Annotated in this window: 19 protein-coding genes; 6 read left to right on the top strand and 13 right to left on the bottom strand. The window is 45.1% G+C overall.

Annotated features, from left to right (window positions below):
- Window positions 1-50: 50 nt before the first annotated feature.
- Complete coding sequence (locus tag AC0VYI_RS16885) at window positions 51-1,823, top strand: sigma 54-interacting transcriptional regulator (protein WP_475444324.1); 1,773 nt, start codon at window positions 51-53, stop codon at window positions 1,821-1,823.
- Window positions 1,824-2,094: 271 nt separating this feature from the next.
- Here the strand turns inward: AC0VYI_RS16885 and AC0VYI_RS16890 are convergent, their stop codons facing one another.
- Together AC0VYI_RS16890 and AC0VYI_RS16895 are read right to left on the bottom strand one after the other, a co-directional pair.
- Complete coding sequence (locus AC0VYI_RS16890) at window positions 2,095-2,238, bottom strand: hypothetical protein (protein WP_199475181.1); 144 nt, start codon at window positions 2,236-2,238, stop codon at window positions 2,095-2,097.
- A gap of 197 nt (window positions 2,239-2,435) precedes the next feature.
- Window positions 2,436-3,113, bottom strand: a complete 678-nt coding sequence (locus AC0VYI_RS16895; protein ID WP_199475179.1) for a phosphatase PAP2 family protein — start codon at window positions 3,111-3,113, stop codon at window positions 2,436-2,438.
- Window positions 3,114-3,359: 246 nt separating this feature from the next.
- On the opposite strand from AC0VYI_RS16895, the gene hflK (AC0VYI_RS16900) reads away from it, so the two are divergent.
- The 4 genes from hflK (AC0VYI_RS16900) to AC0VYI_RS16915 are packed head-to-tail and all read left to right on the top strand — an operon-like array spanning window position 3,360 to window position 9,476.
- Window positions 3,360-5,372: a protease modulator HflK gene (hflK, locus tag AC0VYI_RS16900; protein ID WP_475444326.1), complete on the top strand. Its 2,013-nt coding sequence runs from the start codon at window positions 3,360-3,362 to the stop codon at window positions 5,370-5,372.
- On the top strand, window positions 5,369-6,412 hold the full coding sequence (gene hflC / locus AC0VYI_RS16905) for a protease modulator HflC (protein ID WP_199475175.1): 1,044 nt from the start codon (window positions 5,369-5,371) through the stop codon (window positions 6,410-6,412). The genes hflK (AC0VYI_RS16900) and hflC overlap by 4 nt, the downstream gene beginning before the upstream one ends.
- Window positions 6,409-7,485: a protease modulator HflK gene (hflK, locus tag AC0VYI_RS16910; protein ID WP_475444328.1), complete on the top strand. Its 1,077-nt coding sequence runs from the start codon at window positions 6,409-6,411 to the stop codon at window positions 7,483-7,485. The genes hflC and hflK (AC0VYI_RS16910) overlap by 4 nt, the downstream gene beginning before the upstream one ends.
- Window positions 7,482-9,476 (top strand): heavy metal translocating P-type ATPase, encoded by a 1,995-nt coding sequence (locus AC0VYI_RS16915; protein ID WP_475444329.1) that lies wholly within the window; start codon window positions 7,482-7,484, stop codon window positions 9,474-9,476. Before hflK (AC0VYI_RS16910) ends, AC0VYI_RS16915 begins: the two co-directional genes overlap by 4 nt.
- Before the next feature lie 116 nt (window positions 9,477-9,592).
- Here AC0VYI_RS16915 and AC0VYI_RS16920 read toward each other — a convergent pair whose 3' ends face one another.
- The 11 genes from AC0VYI_RS16920 to AC0VYI_RS16970 form a co-directional block, all read right to left on the bottom strand.
- Window positions 9,593-10,279 (bottom strand): ABC transporter ATP-binding protein, encoded by a 687-nt coding sequence (locus AC0VYI_RS16920; protein ID WP_475444331.1) that lies wholly within the window; start codon window positions 10,277-10,279, stop codon window positions 9,593-9,595.
- Window positions 10,276-11,127: an ABC transporter ATP-binding protein gene (locus AC0VYI_RS16925; protein ID WP_475444333.1), complete on the bottom strand. Its 852-nt coding sequence runs from the start codon at window positions 11,125-11,127 to the stop codon at window positions 10,276-10,278. The genes AC0VYI_RS16920 and AC0VYI_RS16925 overlap by 4 nt, the downstream gene beginning before the upstream one ends.
- Entirely contained in the window at window positions 11,117-11,998 is an 882-nt protein-coding gene (locus AC0VYI_RS16930) for an ABC transporter permease (RefSeq protein WP_475444335.1), read from the bottom strand. The genes AC0VYI_RS16925 and AC0VYI_RS16930 overlap by 11 nt, the downstream gene beginning before the upstream one ends.
- The gene (locus AC0VYI_RS16935) at window positions 11,995-13,050 is read right to left on the bottom strand and encodes an ABC transporter permease (RefSeq protein ID WP_475444337.1); all 1,056 of its coding nucleotides are present in this window, start codon (window positions 13,048-13,050) and stop codon (window positions 11,995-11,997) included. The genes AC0VYI_RS16930 and AC0VYI_RS16935 overlap by 4 nt, the downstream gene beginning before the upstream one ends.
- Window positions 13,050-14,615 (bottom strand): ABC transporter substrate-binding protein, encoded by a 1,566-nt coding sequence (locus tag AC0VYI_RS16940; RefSeq protein WP_475444339.1) that lies wholly within the window; start codon window positions 14,613-14,615, stop codon window positions 13,050-13,052. Before AC0VYI_RS16940 ends, AC0VYI_RS16935 begins: the two co-directional genes overlap by 1 nt.
- 186 nt (window positions 14,616-14,801) lie before the next feature.
- Window positions 14,802-16,082 carry a polyamine export protein PaeA gene (gene paeA, locus AC0VYI_RS16945; protein ID WP_475444341.1) on the bottom strand — a complete coding sequence of 427 codons (1,281 nt, stop codon included), beginning with the start codon at window positions 16,080-16,082 and terminating at the stop codon, window positions 14,802-14,804.
- 255 nt (window positions 16,083-16,337) lie between these two features.
- The gene (yqfB, locus tag AC0VYI_RS16950; protein WP_475444343.1) at window positions 16,338-16,661 is read right to left on the bottom strand and encodes a N(4)-acetylcytidine aminohydrolase; all 324 of its coding nucleotides are present in this window, start codon (window positions 16,659-16,661) and stop codon (window positions 16,338-16,340) included.
- A gap of 137 nt (window positions 16,662-16,798) precedes the next feature.
- The gene (locus AC0VYI_RS16955; RefSeq protein ID WP_475444345.1) at window positions 16,799-17,206 is read right to left on the bottom strand and encodes a DCC1-like thiol-disulfide oxidoreductase family protein; all 408 of its coding nucleotides are present in this window, start codon (window positions 17,204-17,206) and stop codon (window positions 16,799-16,801) included.
- A gap of 102 nt (window positions 17,207-17,308) precedes the next feature.
- On the bottom strand, window positions 17,309-18,058 hold the full coding sequence (locus tag AC0VYI_RS16960; RefSeq protein WP_325097259.1) for an amino acid ABC transporter ATP-binding protein: 750 nt from the start codon (window positions 18,056-18,058) through the stop codon (window positions 17,309-17,311).
- Window positions 18,051-18,950, bottom strand: a complete 900-nt coding sequence (locus AC0VYI_RS16965) for an amino acid ABC transporter permease (protein WP_475444347.1) — start codon at window positions 18,948-18,950, stop codon at window positions 18,051-18,053. The genes AC0VYI_RS16960 and AC0VYI_RS16965 overlap by 8 nt, the downstream gene beginning before the upstream one ends.
- Before the next feature lie 211 nt (window positions 18,951-19,161).
- Window positions 19,162-19,968 carry a transporter substrate-binding domain-containing protein gene (locus AC0VYI_RS16970; RefSeq protein ID WP_475444349.1) on the bottom strand — a complete coding sequence of 269 codons (807 nt, stop codon included), beginning with the start codon at window positions 19,966-19,968 and terminating at the stop codon, window positions 19,162-19,164.
- Between the two features lie 504 nt (window positions 19,969-20,472).
- On the opposite strand from AC0VYI_RS16970, the gene AC0VYI_RS16975 reads away from it, so the two are divergent.
- Window positions 20,473-20,757, top strand: coding sequence for a hypothetical protein (locus AC0VYI_RS16975; RefSeq protein WP_199475127.1), 285 nt, complete (start codon window positions 20,473-20,475; stop codon window positions 20,755-20,757).
- Window positions 20,758-20,776: the final 19 nt, after the last annotated feature.

Raw genomic sequence — 20,776 nt, forward strand, 5'->3', positions numbered from 1 at the left:
GATGTATAACAATATGACAGTTAACTAAACGACCAATGAGGAACATAATAATGACAATGCCTCACCGTATTTCCCTAGCAGATATGTCTCGTATCAATGCTAACGTATTACTCAAAGGCGATTCGTCTAAACTCAATACGCAAGAGTCTCCTACATTGGAAGAACTAACCGAGTGTCTTTGTTTTTCCCCTGGAGATGGCCGAATCTGGCTAAACGATGAACGCATGCTACTTATCCATAACGCTTCCCTGTCCACATTACGTAGAGAGCTTATCGATACGCTTGGTCTGGAGGGCGCAAGAGGTGTGTTAACACGAACTGGCTTTGAGTCGGGAAAACGCGACGCCAATTTAGTGAAATCACGCTGGCCAGATGCCGAAATCACCTCTATTTTTGGAGCAGGCATTCAACTCCATGCCCTAGAAGGCATCGTAAAAGTCGAAACCATTTATTTTGAATTTGACATAGAAACAGGTCGTTATGAAGGCGAGTTTCTTTGGCACCACAGCTGTGAAGATGATGCCCATATTCATGCCTATGGCGTAGGCGCCGATCCTGCCTGTTGGTTAGAATTGGGCTATGCCATGGGCTATGTCAGCACTTTAGTTGGCAATATGGTTATTTTTCGTGAGGTAGAATGTCGATCCATGGGCCATGCAGCGTGCAAAGTGATCGCTAAAACAGCGGACCTCTGGCCTAATGCCTCTGAAGATCTGTATTATCTTGCGAAACAAGTCTGCCCTTTGCCCACCCCTCATCAAAAACATCAGGTTACCTCGCCGAAGAAACAAACCGATCAAGCTGATCGCCCTGTTACCATTGGTGCTTCTTCTGCATTTAAAGCAGCCACTCAAGCCATTACCAGAGTCGCTAAAACGTCTGCTACGGTTTTATTAACGGGAGAATCTGGTGTGGGCAAAGAGCTGTTCGCCTCACTTCTTCATCAGTTAAGCCCACGAGAAAATGGCCCCTTTATCGCCTTTAACTGCGCCGCTATTCCTGAAAACTTATTGGAGTCAGAGCTATTTGGTGTCGAACGTGGAGCCTATACAGGGGCATCTAACAGTCGTCCAGGTCGATTTGAACGCGCCCAAGGTGGCACTATTTTCCTAGATGAAATCGGCACCCTCAGCCTTGTCGGACAAAGCAAACTGCTACGGGTACTGCAGGAAAAAGAAATCGAACGAGTAGGTGGCACAAGAGCTATCAAGGTTGATGTGAGAATCGTGGCCGCAACCAACGATAATTTAAAAGACAAAGTTGCTAAAGGTGAGTTTCGTGAAGACCTTTATTATCGCCTAAATGTCTACCCCATCCCCCTGCCACCACTACGCGAACGTCGTGACGATATTCCATTATTGGTCAACCACTATTACGAACACTATTGCCAATTACATGGGCGAGAACTACAAGGTATCAGTATAAAAGCATTGCAAGCACTCTATAATTACGATTTTCCAGGTAATATTCGAGAGCTGCAAAACTTGGTGGAACGTGGTGTTATTGCCGCAAATGATCACGAAAAGATCGAAACACATCACTTTTTTAGAACCGAAAACCTCTCCAAGCAATCAACGTTTTGGATTAATCAACAAGGAGAACTGACCTCTAAGCGAAAAAAACAGACCTCAGATGACTCTGAATCACTACTAGAACGATTAAAACAAACCAATGAAGATGAGCAGTTTTCTATTAATAAACTGGAAGAACGGTTACTACATGAAGCAATGGATACCGCTCAAGGCAATATGGCCGCTGCAGCAAGATCCCTGGGCTTAACTAGAGCGCAGTTGGCTTATCGGCTCAAAAAAGTTGTATCGTAAAACGCTGGCTATCTTGATTGCAAAAGGTGATGGGAACCGAGTGTGACGAAAAAAGTGACAGGAAAAAGCAAGAAACAAAAAAGGCGAAAACACGGATTTCTCTGTGTTCGCCTTTTTAACATAACGCCATATTCACTCCTACTGCACGCTTACTCCTGAAAGAACAGACACTCCTGAGAGGATAACCATACGTGATGCATAGCAAAGTCAATATAATGCACACATAACTAATGCCATACTCCAAAGATGCGGTATTTCCAGCCATTGAATGTTATTCTTTGACTTCAACCCAAGCATCCCAACCTTTCCATTCATATTCATCCATATCAAAAACCACGACAGATTCTGCTGGGTTTTCATTAGAATGACGGTTAAAAAAGTGTGCATTTACTAGTTTTCTAATTAAACGAGCCATCACAATTTTCCTTGCTGCTATAATGAATTAAGAGATTTCATGCTAGCACTGAAAACCGCAAGGATATGTCAGCCAAATATAAAGAAAGTCTCTTTCCCCATTAGCCATAAGATAGTCTGAGATCTTGACAACTTATCCTCATAAAGAGGGAAAAAGCCAAGACAGATGCAAGTATCAACTAAATATGCATCGCTGCACTAAAATCGCGACTTATCTTGACAGTAATGCGCCTGACAATAACGCGCTAAACGATAACAAAGTAATGCCCAAAATAGCCCTACCACCATTCCAGCCAACACATCAGTTGGCCAATGAACACCAAGATAGACTCGACTAAACGACACCATAAGAGTCATCAACAAAGCCACTCCCACTAAAAATCGCTTGACCTTAACGTTATCTGTATACCAAGTCGACACTAATGCTAAGGTTAACCAGACAAAGGACGATGACATGCCATGACCCGAAGGAAAGCTACTCGTATAAACCTGAACACCATGGGGAACTAAGGCAGGACGAGGTCGATCGAACCCTAGTTTCAGCAAAAAACTCAATAACATTCCCATGATCACCGTCAGTAGCAAATACTTTGCTAAATACGGTCTTTGAATTAACCATAAGAAGATGGCATAAACAAAGCAGAAAAATAACAAAATCCAATTGCTCCCCAAGGCGGTAATATCTCTCATCAACTCGGCTAACCAAGTCGGTCCCCATTCTTTTGTACTGTCGATTGGATCACGAAGTGCTAACAATATACGCCGATCAAAATCAGGAATGTGACCCGTATTGGCGATGACAGCCAAGGCAATAAAACACAGAAGCAATCCAACTAATAGCCCCCATTGGTAACGAGGAGTTTTTGTCTCGGTCATAGAAAAAACGTCTCTAAAATAATCACTTAATACAATAAGTTAATAATAGCATAGATAATGATCCGCGATGAGACTCATTTTTTTGCAAACAAACATGCTAAATCCTTACAATTACCAGAAAAAAAGGGAAACTTATCCATAAAGCAGACATAACGGTAAGAGTCGGGTGCAATCTTATTATTTTATTATAGAATGAGGAGTAATTTTGCCCTGCCTGATGCCAAACAACTCACCCTTGGAGCGTTAATGAGAGTTGACTTAAAAACAGATGACGAAGAATTAGCCGCTATCCCTCGCTTCCAGCTCGCAACTATCCACGCCCGTCAACTCTTTAGTACTTGTATGGCCTTTGCGGGTTTGGCCTTTGCCATTTTATTGATGTGGCTTATCGTCGATATGTTTGCTCCAACCTCTATCTGGATTCCAATACAACTCAACGCCGCCGCGACCTTGCTAATATTGCTTGCCTCCTTTCAATCTGCATGGCGCATTGCGATTTGGCGAGCCCATACTATTGCTCCAGAAGAAGAACTTTCACCAGAACAAGAGACAGGGGCAACCACCCCTCTGTCCGATACCGAACAAACTGGCAAAACCGTTTTAAAAACAATCAACCCCATCAAACAACTATTAGACAGAATCAAAGAAAGCCGCATTAAACCGATACTATCCGCTGTTGGCATCGACGTGACCTGGGTCGTCTTACTAATACTTTTTGCCTTTCTATTAATAGACAGTGGCTGGAACCTATCCTCCACACCAAAAGCACTAGGAGCCAATGCCTATCTATGTGGCGGTTTAGCGTTATTGGTAGCCTTTGCGATACTGGTTGTTGAGCGCTACCTTGCTGCCCACAAACAAGAATGGCCAGAGGCATTGCCCTTGGCAGTGCAGCTTCGAGTGGCCATTGTTGTGTTTGTACTGTCTGCTATCTGCCTTTTCTATGCTAATGCTGAGCGCATTTGGCCAATTCGCTTGGCGGTATTGGTAGGCTTATTACCGAGCCTTCTCGGGTTGGAACTGATGATTCGAGCGATTCTGGTCGTTTTTACACCACGCCGCGATTCATTGGAACCCGCACTTTTTACCACCAGCTTCTTTGCAGAAATGCTGCGTTGGCCCCCTAAGCCAATGCAGCTTTTTCAAGCAAGTCTCCACCAACGCTTTGGCATTGATTTACGTCAGGTTTGGGCCTTTGGCTTTATTCGTCGCGCTTTTCTCCCAATCCTCCTGTTCATCTTATTAACGGGTTGGCTCTTGTCTGGATTACATGAAATTCCTATGAATGGTCGTGGCATTTATGAGCGTTTTGGTAAGCCTGTTGCCGTACTCAAGCCAGGTCTTCACGTTAGCTTGCCATGGCCTTTTGGGCGCATTATTAATGTCGAATATGGTGTTGTACACGAATTAGCCGCCAGCACCGATGACAACTCCACGGCACCAGCCATGCCCAACCAAGCGGATCCAACTGAGGGCCCAGCACCTTATACAGCGAACCGCTTATGGGATGTGACGCATCGCAGTGAAAAGTCGCAAATCATCGCCAGCAGTAGCGACGGCAAGCAAAGCTTTCAGATTGTTGATATGGACGTGCGCTTTATTTACCGCATAGGCTTAACCGATGAGGATGCACTCAAAGCCACTTACAATACGGATAATCTGCCCATGCTGATTCGTCGTACGGCAAGCCGCGTACTAGTACACGATTTTGCCGGACGCACCTTAGATGACCTTCTCAGCGAGCAGCGCAATCAACTTGCTGCGGATGTAAACAATGCGGTACAAAGTGAATTAGACCGTTTGAATTCAGGCGTCACCTTGCTTGCAACGGCAATTGAAGCCATTCATCCACCAGCAAAAGCAGCCAACGCCTATCACAAAGTACAATCCGCACAAATCGAAGTTCAAGCTTTAATAGCCAGAGAAAAAGGCAAAGCGGCAGTGGATCTAAACCAAGCCGAGCAGGAAGCAAGCCTGCTCGAAGACGATGCCAGTGCGAAAGCTCATCAAAATATCAGCCAAGCAAACACTGCCAAAACACTATTTAACGCGGATAAACATGCCTATGACTCCGCTGGTCAAACCTTTATTCGGGAACAATATTACCAGCAGCTCGCTAAGGGCATGAAGAATGCCAATAGTCTTATCATAGACAGCCGTATCCAAGGAACAGACGCGCCGACGATTGATTTTCGGAGTTTCGTTCCCCCTGTTGACCCTAAGACCAACACTAGCACTCAATCAGGAGAGACACATTGAGCCAGCCACATCACCATCATCATGACCATAACCATGAGCATGACCAACTGGACAATGGGACTTCTCATGATAAAAAGAGCGCCACTTGGCGACGCATGACCTTTGCTCTTTTGCTGGTTTTGTTCGCGCTTGCAGCGGCCTGCTTAGTGCAAGTGCGCTCTGGGGAAGCAGAAGTGATCACCCGCTTTGGTGACCCAGTTCGAGTGATATTAACCCCAGGCCTGGCCTGGCATTTACCCACTCCTATCGAACTCTCCACTCCTGTTGATTTACGACTTCGTACCACATCAAGTGGCTTACAAGATGTGGGAACCAAAGACGGCTTGCGTATCATCGTGCAAGCCTATGTAGTTTGGCAGGTAAAAGCCGATAAAGAAGACGTCAAACGCTTTATGCGCGCTGTCCAAAACAAGCCCTCTGAAGCGGCCCGCCAACTGCGCACTTTTGTCGGTTCAGCACTCGAAGCAACGGCGAGCAGCTATAACTTATCCAGTTTGGTTAATACGGATAGCAGCAAAGTGCAAATTGACGATTTTGAAAACAAACTCCGCGCTCAAATCGAAGGATCTTTACTCAACACCTATGGTGTACGGGTTGTGCAAGTCGGTATAGAGCGCTTAACACTTCCTGTTGTCACCCTCACTGCCACAGTGGATCGTATGCGTGCAGAACGAGAAACCATCGCTACACAACGCACGGCAGAAGGTAAACGACAAGCGGCACAAATCGTCTCCACTGCACAAAAAGAGGCCCGCATCATTACCGCAGATGCCAAGGTAAAAGCGGCGGATATCGAGGCGAAGTCGATAGTACAGGCGGCGGATATTTATGGACAAGCCCATAAAGAAGCACCTCAACTGTATGATTTGCTCCGTTCTTTGGACACATTAAGCAGCATTATCAACGGCAATACTCATTTGGTTCTTCGTACTGACGCCGCCCCCTTTAAAGCTCTCATAGATGGCCCAGCTAATATTCAAGATGGTCCTATCATGCTGAAGAATAGCCCTGTTAAGAAACAAGGAAAAGATCAGCCATGAGTCTCTTGCCCACCAGCAAAAACAATGGCCAACCTGACACCTCATCAGGTAAGCCTCAAGGACATTGGTTGCAAGCTGGGCGTTTAGCCTTTATCGCTCTGTACATATTAACCAGTGTCACCGCCATCAGTTGGTTAGTCAGCAACATTCGAGAGATTGGTCCAGAAAGCCGTGCGGTTGTCTTACGCTTTGGAGCCATTGATCGCGAACAGAACTCAGGATTACTGCTCGCATGGCCACAACCTTTTGAAAAAGTGATCATTATTCCCTCGGCCGATCGTGTTGTTGATCGTACGGTAAAGGCGCTTATTCGGCCAAAATCGGCCGACTACAGTGGCTTGGATTCCGGTATATTAACCGATGCAACCGCTGGTGAGGGCTACCTACTCACGGGTGACTCTGGCATCGTGCAACTCGGTGTCCACCTTTATTATAAAGTGACCGACCCATATGCCTATGTGTTGCAAGGCAAACATGTCAATTTCGCGTTAGACCGATTGGTCGAGCGCAGTGCTGTGGTGATTTCAGCATCACGAGATTTAGACACCATATTGGTAGCACGCCCTGAACTGGTCGGTTCCAGTACCAAAGCCGCAGAAGAAAGAGAAAAATTACGCGAAGATTTGGTTAAGCAAATCAATCTACGTCTTGCTCAACTGACACAAGAACATGCTAGTCTGGGTATAAAAGTAGCGCGTGTGGACATTCAACCCAGCCTTCCTGTAGACACCGTCGATGCCTTCAATGCGGTATTAACCGCCAGTCAGCTTGCTAAACAAGCCATTGCAGAAGCTAATAATAAGGCGGCATCCATCATACAAGCAGCCAATCAAGAAGCCGATCGTATTTTACAAGAGGCCAATGCGAACGCCAGTGAACGCGTCGCTAATGCACAGGCCAATACAGCAAGCATAGTGAAACTTGCTAAAGCACAGCAGATTAACGCAGATCCCGGCTTATTGTGGCGCCTTTATCGCCAGCGCATTACCACTTTATTGTCCCAAGCCGGCTCCGTTTCGACAGTCGATCCTAAAGACGATGCCAAATTGATTTTACAAGGCAAGCAACCATGACCCAGCCTTCCCATTCTCACACCAGCCATCACCATGGACACAACCATCATGGACACGACCACCATGGACATGATCACGGCCATATTCATTTTAGTTCAGGCTCACTAAGCAGGAGCGAGCAAAAAGCCGCCGCGAAGCAACTGACATTGGCCATGGTGTCATTAGGCTTATTAGCCCTTGGGTTAGCTTGGCATTGGCTTTTCCCCTTACAACAAAGTGTGAGTCAAATGCTGCTAGGAATCGCTTCGATCCTTGTCGCCTTTCCTGTTATCAAATCCTCTTGGCATAGCTTAAAACACCCCAGTTTACATGGCATCACCGATCAGCTTATCGCATTGGCGATGCTAGGCGCTTGGGCCACAGGCGACTTAATGACCGCTGCGCTACTCCCCATTATTATGATTTTCGGTCATATTCTAGAAGAGCGCAGTATGATTGGCTCGCAAGAAGCCATCGAAGCATTAAGCCACCTCACTCAAAGTAAAGCCCGAAAAATCGATCATGATGGCAACATCAGCGAAATAGACAACCAACAACTTACCAAAGACGATCAGGTTGAAGTACGCGCGGGTGATAGAATTCCTGCCGATGGTATTGTTATCAGTGGTATGGCAAGCCTTGATACAGCGCCTATTACGGGGGAGTCCGTTCCACAAGATGCCAAAATAGGCGATGAGGTATTTGGTGGTGCCATTAACCTCGATGGTCTCTTACGCATCCAAGTGACTCGCACCGGTGATGATTCCACATTAGGCAAAGTGATTGCTCTAATGCAGCAAGCTGAACAAGCGAAACCACCTATCACTCGTTTATTGGAACGCTATGCAGGACAATACATGCTATTAGTCCTGATGGTGGCCGCCATCACTTGGTTTGTCACCTATGATGCTCAAGCAATGCTGGCAGTATTGGTAGCCGCTTGTCCATGCGCTTTGGTCCTGTCAGCGCCAGCTGCCGCCATTGCGGGTATTGCCGTGGCAGCACGGCATGGCATACTAATACGCAGCTCGGCGTTTTTAGAAGAATTCACGGAACTCAGCTCTTTAATAGTTGATAAAACAGGCACATTAACCTTTGGTTCGTTAAGCCTGCAAGGCATGCAAACAGCCGAAGGTGTCAACATCAACGAGCAAGCGATACGTATTTTAGCGGCCAGTCTAGGTGCCTCTAGCAGCCATCCGGTCAGTCGCGCCATGTCTAGCCTCGCTCCTACCGACGTTTACTATCCACTGCAAGATATTCGTGAACGACAAGGATTAGGTGTCGTAGCGCAAACCGAAAAAGGAGAAGCGGCACTGGGTCGCCCCGAGCTGTTCACTCAACTAAATATCAAGATTCCAGACATTCCACAACACGACGGCCCTATTGCCGGCCTGTCGCTCAATGGTCAATTCTTAAGCTGGATGTTATTAGCCGATCAAGTTCGCCCGGAAGCAGCTCAAGCGTTGGCTGATTTACGAGAGCTTGGTCTCGGTCGCCAAGTATTGCTCACCGGCGACCGTCAATCCGTGGCGGACAAACTCGCCAAAGAAGTCGGCATTCATGACGTCGTCGCTCAAGCCTTACCTGAAGACAAACTACATCGCGTCAGTCATGAGATTCAAACAGGCTTTAAACCCCTTGTGGTCGGCGATGGCATCAACGACTCGCTGGCCCTAAAAGCGGGTGTGGTGGGCGTCGCTATGGGTGCTGGGGGAGCGGATATTGCCCTAGCCTCTGCCGACATTGTCTTAATTGGCAGCGACCTACGCCGTCTAGCCACATGCGTACGCTTGAGTCGGCGCTGCCGCCGCACTTTACATATGAACGTCATTATCGGATTAAGCTGGACCATTGCCATCATGGCTGCGGCAGCATTTGGCATGCTGGGTGTGGCTGGTGCTCTTATCGCCGCCGTTCTCCATAATTTAAGTACCTTATTAGTATTGGTGAATACTGGTCGCTTACTGCGCTTTGAGGACATCCTACGCAAACCTGAAAAACGCGGGTAAAAGCCTCCCTGAGCTTTTAATCATTGATATTTAGAAGGAGCTCACTGTTTGCCATGCAGCATATTTTAGTAAGCAGCATGGCAAACTTGATGTCTCGTATTCAATAGGCTTTGAGCCTAATCGTAGAAAGTTTCCTTATCAATCCGTCCGGCTTTCATGGTAACAGCATGATCACACATGTAATCCACCACTTCAGGATCATGACTGACCATGACCATCGTCAAATCACGCTTGGCCTTTAACTCGTTTAGCAAGTTAAGTATTTCCGCCTGAACCGACATATCCAATGCAGATGTGGGTTCGTCCAGTAGAAGAAGCTTGGGTTCCAGCAGCAAAGCTCGGATAATCGCGACACGTTGACGCTGCCCGCCTGACAACTGATGGGGATAGCGGTCAATCATATTTTCCGTTAAACCCACAAGCTTAAAGCCTTCGCTGAGTCGATCATCGATGTCCTGATAGCCAAGCAGCTTTAATGGTTCAGACAAGGCTCGACGCAAACGGTGTTTAGGATGCAACGAGGCATAGGGATCTTGAAACACCATCTGTACACGACGGCGTAATTCACCGCTAAAGACTTTACCAGGCGTTAATGGCTGATCAAGTAGCTGTATACCGCCACTCCAATGTGGGTTCAACCCCGCCAATACCCAAAGCAAGGTGGATTTGCCACAACCCGAAGGGCCCACCAAACCAAAACACTCACCCGCTTTTACCGATACATTCACATCATGAACAACCGTGTTTTTTTCCAAGCCTTGTACATGACTGATGCTTACGTCTTTTAATTCAAGCATACTCATTTGGCTGCTCCTTCGGTTAAGGTCGCTAATGCTCCTCGATCCAGCACCGGAAGCGCTTGCCCTCGCTTATCAATATTGGGTCGACAAGACCACAAGGTTTGCGTATAGGGATGTGTCGCATTGGACAGCTGGGAAGCAGGTAACTGATCGATCAATTGACCTTGATACATCACCAATACACGTTCAGAGTAATCGGCTACCTGCTGTAAATCGTGGCTAATCAGCAGCAGCCCCATATTCCGTTCCTCAACTAAAGACGCAATCAGCTCTAGCACTTGGTCGCGTACGGCATGATCCAAGGCGGAAGTGGGCTCATCGGCAATCAAAAATTGCGGATCATTAATCAGCGCGATGGCAAGCATGACACGCTGCCCCATGCCGCCGGATAATTGGTGTGGATAAAGCTTGCGAAGTTTAGCAGGGTTAGGCAAGCCAACCGCCTCCAACATATGTTCGACTTTTTCAACTCGTGCTTTTTTGGCCAGAGATTGATGAAGCACCAAAGGTTCTTCTACTTGCCGGCCAATGTTTTGCGATGGGTTCAAGGCGTATTTTGGGTCTTGTAATACCATAGACACCTGTTTACCACGCAATTGAAGCCACTGACGCTGGCTGTATGACAACACCGCCTCACTAAGCAACTCAAAACGGTTAGCCTGAACATGCAATGATGCTGGCAACAAGCCCATTAAAGAGCGCGCAGTCAGTGACTTACCTGAGCCGGATTCCCCCACCAAAGCAACACGCTCACGCCCCATGGCGAAGTCGATACCTTTAACCAATTCGGTGCCATCTTCTAGACTAATATGTAGGTTCTCGACCTGTATCAAACTGCTGTTATTTGTCATGACGAGGGTCCATTTTATCTCTTAAGCCATCACCAAGCAGATTAAATGCAAGGCTAGCAAACAAAATAGCAAAGCCAGGTACAGCGGCTACCCACCATTGATCAAAGATCACTCGGCTACCACTAGACACCATTGACCCCCACTCTGCCGTTGGCGGCTGAATCCCCATACCTAAAAACCCCAAACCTGCCGCCGCAAGAATAATTCCTCCTAGGTTTAAAGCGGCCCGAACAATCGCGCTAGGCAACACCAAAGGCAAAATATGACCAACAATCAAACGCCAGCCAGTTATCCCCTGCATTTTTGCAGCAGATAAATAGTCACTACGACGAATAGATAAGGTTTCCGTGCGCGCTTGGCGAGCAAAAGACGGCCAACTGGTAAAGGCGAGCGCCAAAGCGCCATTCATCAAACCCGGCCCTAAAATCGACACCAACGCCAGCGCAATGACCAAGCTTGGCAATGACATAACAATGTCCGTCATACGCATTAATACACGCTCAGTCCAGCCACCAAAATAGCCAGCGCAAATCCCCACGATTAAACCAATAGGCACGGTTAGAATAACCACTAAACTTACCAGAATGAGTGTTGGACGTGCTCCGTACAATACGCGTGAGAATAAATCTCGACCAAAACGGTCTGTACCAAACCAATGCTGTGCATCAGGCGCTAACAATCGATCTTGAATGTTCTGAAGGTTTGGGTCAAAGGGGGAAAGAAGCGGCGCCAATAACGCCAGCCCAAGCAGGATCACCACCATCACCAAACCCACATTAAAGGTATTTAGCCAATGTGGTAAATGAAGTCCGCTGGCGATTCTCTTCGTACTCTTTTCTAAAGGGTCTTTTTGAAGACTAGAATTTATCATCGTGTTCTCGGGTCCACCCATTTTGTCAGTGCGTCTGCAAACGCGTTCAGCAGAATAAAACACGTACCTATTAACAAGGTTGCCCCTAATACAGCAGAAATGTCCGATGCAAACAACGCACTGGTCAAATACCGCCCCAGACCCGGCCAAGCAAATACCGTTTCGGTCAATACAGCCCCTTCCAGTAAGCTAGCGTAGGAAAGCGCGAGGATGGTAATTAAGGTCCCCAAAACGTTCGGAAATATATGCACAAGGATGATACGCAGCCGACTCGCTCCTTTGGCTTGCGCCAAGATCACATATTCTTTATTACTTTCTTCCAGCATCACGGCGCGTAATAAGCGAGTGATCGACGCCATAGAAAGTAATGCCAGAACAGCAACAGGCAACCATAAATGGGCAATGGCATTTTTCAATATCGAGGAATCACCACTGCGAAGGGCATCTAACAAGACAAAACCACTATGTTGCGTCATGGTATAGGTATAAATGTCGTCTAATCTCCCAGGCCCCGCCGACCAATGCAACGTGGCATAAAACAGTAAAAGACCTAACAAGCCTAACCAAAACACAGGCACAGAATAGCCTAATAAGGAGATAAAGCGCGCGAGGTGATCCATCCAGCTGCCCGACTTAAAAACCGCCATGGCCGCGAGTAAGATGCCGAACAAGGCCCCAAAGACCATTGCGCAAGTTGCCAGCTCAATAGTTGCAGGAAAAGTGCGCATCAAGTCATTAATAACCGGCTGCTGTGTAAGTTGAGAGACGCCTAAATCCCCATGGCTCAAACGCCCCAGATAATGCAAAAACTGCATCGGCAAGGGTTGGTCTAGACCTAGTTCGTGACGCGCTTGGTCGTACGTCGCTTGGCTGGCATGGTCCCCTACTAGCTGCAACACAGGATCGACTGGTGCCGCTCGTGACAAAATAAAAGTAAAGATCAACAAACCAAACAAGGTCAGTGCCAATGAAATAAGGCCGCTCGCCAAACGCTGGCTGCGGCCTATCCAAAGTCGGCGTTTAACGCCGACTGAGTGAGTTGAAGTGCTCATTATTTAGAAACGTTCTTGTAATAAACCATATCAGGCATGATGCCTTGCACATAACCTTTTAGGTCACTACGAATGGCAACCAGTTTTTTGTTTTGCAAACCCACCACAATCGGTGAGTTTTCTCGCACTTTACGTTGTAGCGTTTCGTACATTTGAGTACGTTTCGCTTCATTCGTCTCAGCACGAGCCGCAAGCGTCATTTTGCTCAATTCTGGTATTTGCCAGTTTGCACGCCATGCAAGGGTTTTTGAGCCATTTTCTGGGTTATAAGCAAACGCTGACGCGTTGGTATTCGGATCAAAATAATCTGGTCCCCAAGCTGATACCGTCGCTTCAAAATGATGAGTATTGACTTCGCTTGATACTTGGCTGCTCACACCAGGGATGAGCTCGACTTTAATCCCTGCACGGGCAAAACTGGCTTGCACCGCTTGCGCGACATCCAAGTATGGAGGCTGATTACTCACGATCAACTTGAAGTGTGGATTCTTAATACCCGCCTTTTTCAAGATGGCTTTGGCTTTTTCTGGATCATAATGGTATGGCTGATCCTTTAATGCCCCTTTAAAACCTTGTGGTAAAAAAGACTGTTGAACTTGGAACTGACCGCGCATCAAGTCCACAGCAATGCCTTTATAGTCAAATGCCCAATGTGCCGCTTCCCAAAACGCAGGGTTTGCTAAATCAGGATTGTTTTGTGCTTTGGTATTAAACAAAATGAAATACAAAGATGCATAAGGCAACGCCAGCGTTTTCACACCAGGTTTATCTTTTAAAGATTGGAACTGATCCGCCCCTAAATTACGGGCAATATCCGCATCACCCTGTTCGATCAATAACTGACGGGTTGCCGCATCAGGCACGTTTTTCATCAAAATCATGCTTAATTTGGGCGCGCCGCCTGGAGACGTTTTATTCGCCGTTAACACCAAGGCTTCATGAGGTGTATATTGTCTGATTTGGAATGGTCCACTGCCTGCCGAATGATCATTCAACCAAGCATGACCAAAGTCACCATTGGTCGCATGAGCCATTACCGTTTTTTCGTCGACAATCGAAGACACTGGCGCAGACAAAAGACTCAAAACAAACGATGGACCGACATTAACATCCCAAGTAATTTTCACCTTATTATCGGCCACTTTTTGAATATGACTGTCCACATTGTCTTTATTCCAACCCAACTGCGTCAAAATAAAAGACGGTGACAAATTCAACTTCACCACACGAGCAAGGGAAAAAACCACATCTTCAGGGCGAACCGGGTTACCACTGGCAAACTCAGCCCCTTTACGTAAAGTAATGGTCAAACTTTTTGGCGTAGACACCCAACTTGCCGCCAAGGTTGGCTCTAGCTCAGTTGGTTTCTTTGGATTTGCCTGAACCAAGCGTTGATATACATTGGTAAAGGTTTGCACTGAGGTTAATTCAAAGCCTTGAGCAGGATCTAAACTGGTCACATCATCTAAGGACTGAGCAACCACTAGCGCATTAGGTGGGGTGGCTGCCAACACAGAGAAACTACTCAGACATAGCAACAGACTGGTTGCTAGTAATTTTTTCATGATTTCATATTCCTAGTGAATTAATTACGCTTATTTTATGCGAGAGTGAAAATGAGGAAAAGGAAACGGGTTTGATTGGCACAATAGTTACACAGTTATAGTTTATTTTTTTTGAAAAAAAACTTTTAATAGCTTTTTAGAATTTTGTTATAACGTAATAGTCAGAAAAGACTCACATCGGCACAGTTAGGGTTTCACCCTCGTCACAAGCAGCTGCTCGACACGCACCCCATCCAAATCCAATACTTCAAACTTATATCCCTGGTGGATAAAGAAATCTGTTCTTTTAGGTACCCGTTTTAAGGTGTAGATCATAAATCCGGCAATGGTTTCGTATTGATTTCGATCTGGGAAATCTTCGATGCCTAAACTGCGCATCACATCAATAATGGGTGTTAACCCCTCAATTAACCAAGAATCCGCATCACGCTGCACGATCTGCTCTTCATCTTGGGGGGTAATCAATTCTCCCATAAAGCTGCTCAACAAGTCCTTCATGGTCACAATACCAACAATTGTGCCATATTCATTAACCACCACGGCAAAAGGCTGAGGCGCTACTTTGAAGGCGTTTAATGATTCAGACAAGGTCAGGGTTTCTGGCAAATAGAAGATATCTTTATCAATACGTTCTGGGTGAATTTTGGCAGGCTCTCCTTTTAGCACCATCCGCAGAATCTCCTTCGATTCAATAATGCCAACGAGCTTATCCAAGCTGCCTTCACACACAAGAAAATCGTTGTGCGGATGCTCGATGATTTTATTACTAATATCTTCACTGCTCTCTTGAACATCGAAATAGATAATTTGATCTCGAGTCGTCATGGCACTGCCAATCGTTAACGAATCCAACTCGAATACATTGCCAATTAATTGATACTCTTGTTTTTGCAAACTACCTGATTCCGCCCCTGCTTCCATCATGGCAACAATGTCTTCTGTAGTAACCATATCTTCACGTTGGGTCGGTATGTTAAAAAGTCGCAAAACGATGTTCGTCAACCCATTAAATAAAAACACGGCGGGCATGAGTAAAAAAGTAATCCATCGCATCGGTGTGACCATGCGTATTGCAATAGCCTCCGGCATGATAATGGCTAAACGCTTAGGCAAAAGGTCAGCAAATAAAATAAACAGTGAGGTGACACACAAAAAAGAGAGCATAAAGCTGACTTGGTCAAGCAGCGCACCATTGTACACCAATCCCACAGCCTCTTTGATATAAGGTGTCAAGGCCTGCTCACCAATAATTCCACCTAGGATAGAAATCGCATTCAAGGCAATCTGGATCATGGCAAAAAAGGCACCAGGATTCTCTTGTAATGCAATCACCGCATCCGCCTTGCTGTTACCCTCTTCCGACATGACCCGCAATTTTATTTTTCGTGCCGCTGCCATTCCAATTTCAGACATAGCAAAAAATGCACTGGCCATTATTAAGATACCAATACTAACCAGATCACTCATAACTTTTCCTCACTTCATAAAAGAAGCGCTAACGGTTAAAACACGTAGGGGAAAAACTGATAAAGTCAACCATCAATTACTCTACAAACGGTTTTAGAGATAAAAATAAGCGAATTATAGAAGCAATCACATCGAGAGCAATGATTATTTAAGATAAATAGAGGGTATTGACTAATGGAAAAAAGCTTTATTCAAAAAGAAGATGTCTATCATAATACTGCTGTTTAGCTTTGTTTTATAACACTTAGTCAAAGCTTATGAGTCTGCTAAGCGCTCATAGGTAATGACAAAAAGTGTTTCAATTCTTGGATAAATATCTCGAATAATATCTTTTAGTTCTGGCAGAGTCATGTTTTCTTGTTTTGCATGCTCCTCATCAAGCGACGAAAAAGCAATAGGCTCTACCGATAAGATACGTAACTGACAAAAATAACGACCAGTTTCAAAAGTCGACACATTCACCACTGAGCCAACTTGGTAGTGACTCTCGGATGCATCGCGAATCGTGATGACTTTTTTATCACGCAGAATATCGGCTTCAAAACGCTCAAAGAAAGTCATGTCTTTTAGTGTTTTCATAGTAATTTTCTCAATAAAAATATGGCACTATATTTATAACCTGCCCCTACTCATATTCATGCGCTAATGTAAACCATAGGGAACTAGAATACGATCATGATATCGTTCGAAACCGGGCTTACACAGCGTTTATCTCGCTAAAAATGATCGTTATCCGGCAAATCCAAATTATTGATCTTTGTTTTTCCTAGTATTTTTAGCAACAGATTACGGCAAGAGCGCAATATAGGATAAAGCACTAAAGCCAACTTTTTCGAACGAAATAACCAAAAGTTAAAACGGTTAAACAGTCCCGACCGACTACTCAGCAAGGATAAGGCATGAATGGCATCTGCACCATAATAAAACTGCCCATGCATTTTCAACACCATGCCTTGGTCGATATCCAAACCACGGTCAGTAATCTCTTTCATTACAGTACTGTTTTCGCGAGCATCGATCAGGACTAGGTTTCCCACACTGTCACGAATACGCACAATTTGACAGTAGTAATGGCAAGCGGGACAGTCCTTATCATAAATCAACAAAATCTCCTGTGAACGCATTGCCGTTTACTCTTTTTATGCTGGGTACGAAAAATGCTCAAAAAAAAGCCTTGGCAGGTGCACCCTACCAAGGCTCTTTATATCACATCTAAAAACAGAAGGTTAAAGCACTTGTCCAAGAAAGCGCTGTAAACGCTGGTTATCGGATTCAAAGAAACGATCTGGCGTTTCTTCAAACACCAATTCACCATTTTCCATGAACACCACTCGATCAGCCACTTCTCTAGCAAAGCCCATTTCATGCGTGACGACCACCATGGTCATACCACCACCAGCAAGACTCTTCATGACATCCAATACTTCCCCCACCATTTCTGGGTCAAGTGCACTGGTTGGCTCATCAAACAGCATAATTTTAGGACTCATCGCCAACGCTCTGGCGATGGCGACACGTTGTTGTTGCCCTCCAGAAAGATGCGACGGATAGTTATTCATCCTATCCGCCAAACCGACTTTAGCCAGTAAGTCTTTTGCCTCGGCTTCCGCCTCTTTTGCAGACTTTTTGAGTACTTTCATGGGTGACAACATCACATTACCCAATGCCGTTTTGTGGGGGAACAAGTTAAAGGACTGGAAAACCATCCCCACTTCCTCTCGCACTTTGTTGATATTGGTCTCTTTGTGAGTCAAATTGATGTCATCAATATGAATCGTCCCGTCTGATATGGTCTCCAGCTGATTTAAGGTTCGCAAAAAAGTCGATTTGCCCGAGCCACTTGGCCCAATAATCACCACAACCTCACCTTTTTGGATATTAAGCGATACTTTTTTAAGGGCGTGACATCCATTGGGATAAATTTTTTCCACGCTGTCAGCGACAATAATACTGTCTTTCAAAATGGGATTAGTCACTGGCTGATAACCTCTTCTCTAACTTTTGAATAACCCAAGACAGGCTTCCTGTAAGCACTAGGTACAAGAGCGCAACAGTAAACCATACCTCAAATGGTGCAAACGTCGAGCTCACAACCTCACGGCCTGCTTTTGTTAAATCGGTAATCGAAATGACTGACACCAAGGAAGAATCTTTAATCAAGTTAATAAACTGACCAGCTAAAGGAGGCAAGGTACGTTTAAAAGCCTGTGGCAAAATCACATATACCATGGCCTTAATATAATTCATTCCCAAACTGCGAGCGGCTTCCATTTGGCCTGGGTGAATAGACTGAATCCCTGCTCGAATAATTTCGGCAATGTACGCCCCCGTAAAAACAGCAAGCGCGGCCACACCAGCCGTAAACCGATCAAGATTCAACACGGTGCCAATAAAGAAATAGAAGATAAAGATCTGCACCAAAAGCGGCGTCCCACGAACCACCTCAATGTAAGTTACAGACAAATATCGCAATACTGGATTATGAGAAATACGTGCCAGACCTGTAAATAACCCGATGATCATCGCAAAAACCAATGCCACCGCAGAAATTTTCAGAGTCATGACTAAGCCCCAAGAAATAGAGCCCAAATGCCAGCCTTTTATCGTCGCGACCGTATCGCCTTCAAAAACCAAATCACCCGTATGCGCGATGGCTTTATCGTACTTTGTGACAACAAAGGTTTGGCCTGAATCAGATTTTAATACTATTTTGTGCTCTTTGGGATTTACCGACTCGACAGAGCCATCAAAAGGAGCATTAATATCAGTAGGTTGGAAGCTAATAAGGTACTGGGGAATACGCTCCCAACGCCAGTTATAACTAAGGCTTTTACTTGATGCATATACTCCATATCCAATTCCTATCATGATAAGGACATATAGCATTTTCCATAAAAGCAGATTTTTTTGCTTTTTCATCGGTTAAGCATTCCCCGTATGTTGCATTTCATTTCGTCGTAACCACTATAAAACGTTAATAACAATGGCTAAATGCCAACAAAATAAAGAATAGAAGGCGCTATCTTGCGAATAAGAGGCGAGGCAACCTTGCCTCGCCCATAGGACGTGATTGACGTTGTTATTGAACCGTACTTAACCACTCTTTGGTTTTGAACCACTTGTGGTAAATTTTATCGTAAGTACCGTCGCCTTTAACTTGCGCCAAGTAATTATTTAGGAAGTTTAGGAAATCTGGATCACCTTTGCGGATCGCCCAAGCCAATGGCTCATAGGTAAATGGTTTATCAAGAAGAACCACTTTCCCTTCGTTTTGCGCCGCATAGATGGCGTTATAAGGTAAATCGTAAACAAACGCATCCGCTTTACCATTAACAACTTGTAGCGCCGCCTCAGACTCAGTTCCAAACAGTTGCAGCTTAGCTTTACCCATCAACTTTTTGGTCGCAATTTCACCGGTTACGCCCAATTTTGTTGCGATGGTGTATTTAGGATTGTTCAAATCTTGATAGCTTTTCACGATGCCTTTTAGCTTAGGATTAATCAGGATCGTCTGACCAATAACGATATAAGGGTGGGCAAAATTCACTTTCAAGTTACGTTGAGCCGTAATAGTCATACCAGACATGATGATGTCACATTTAGACGTTAATAGCGCCGGAATAATACCATCCCAATCGGTGTTTCGAAGAACCAATTTAACATCCATGGCATGTGCCATTGTTTTCGCCATGTCGACGTCAAAACCGACAATACGGCCAGCTTTATCGCGCATTTCGAACGGCATATAGCCAGCTTCCAAACACACTTCCAGTGAGCCACGCTTAACGATTTGATTAAGAGTGGACTTTTCCCATAGATCATTATCAGATGCGGATGCAATACCCACATAAAACAACATCATAATCGCTGCAACTAGTTTCTTCATGTCTGTCTCTCTCTACTTGAGTGCTGTTATGCCAATTTACTGTAAACACAAAGTGGCTTATAAAAGAAATTTCGACTGATATCTTGGATTGCTAAAAAATCAAAAATCGCACCAAAAAAGAACAACTTAACCCTCAGGTAAAGCGCCATTTTGAGGCATCGCTCAATTCAAGTAACAATCTCATGTCGATAAGATAATCGATTTGTAAACAAATTCGCAACAATTTGTGAATTCGTCAACAAAACAGGCAATCTTGGTGCCAATACCTTCTTATAGTGCAAAGTCAAACAGATAACCACTAGATACTGATAAGATTTTACCAAAAACTGACAAAAATAGCGGGTTGCGCCATGCCTTCTCTTTGCCAATGATCGGACAATAAACACACCTATTGCTATCTTGGTTACAAAATAACCCAGTCATGTCACAGACAAACACTGTAATTTGCATTACACTGTAGAGAATTTAGTACTAAATTAGCGCCGAAAAACCAAGGTCAACACCATGAATATACAAGGTTCTTCATTCTTATACGGTCAAAATGGTCTGCAAGGCAGTCAAAATAGACTGGATCAAGCAAGCCAAAAAGTCGCTCAAGCGTCGACTCAAACCGTCAATCAGAGAAATGTGAATCAAAACGAAGCAACGACGAACAATGCTCGATATGGTTCGCCGATTCAGGATGGATTAATTGAAGCCAAACAAAGCGCACTAGAATCCAAAGCCAATGCTAAAGTCATCGATGCGTCGAACAAGACGATTGGTTCATTGATCGATATTAAAGTATAACTCCTGATTTTATTGTGCC

It is taken from the genome of Marinomonas sp. 63XJN7_9_ISO-PGPR-S23-217, from assembly GCF_056173515.1.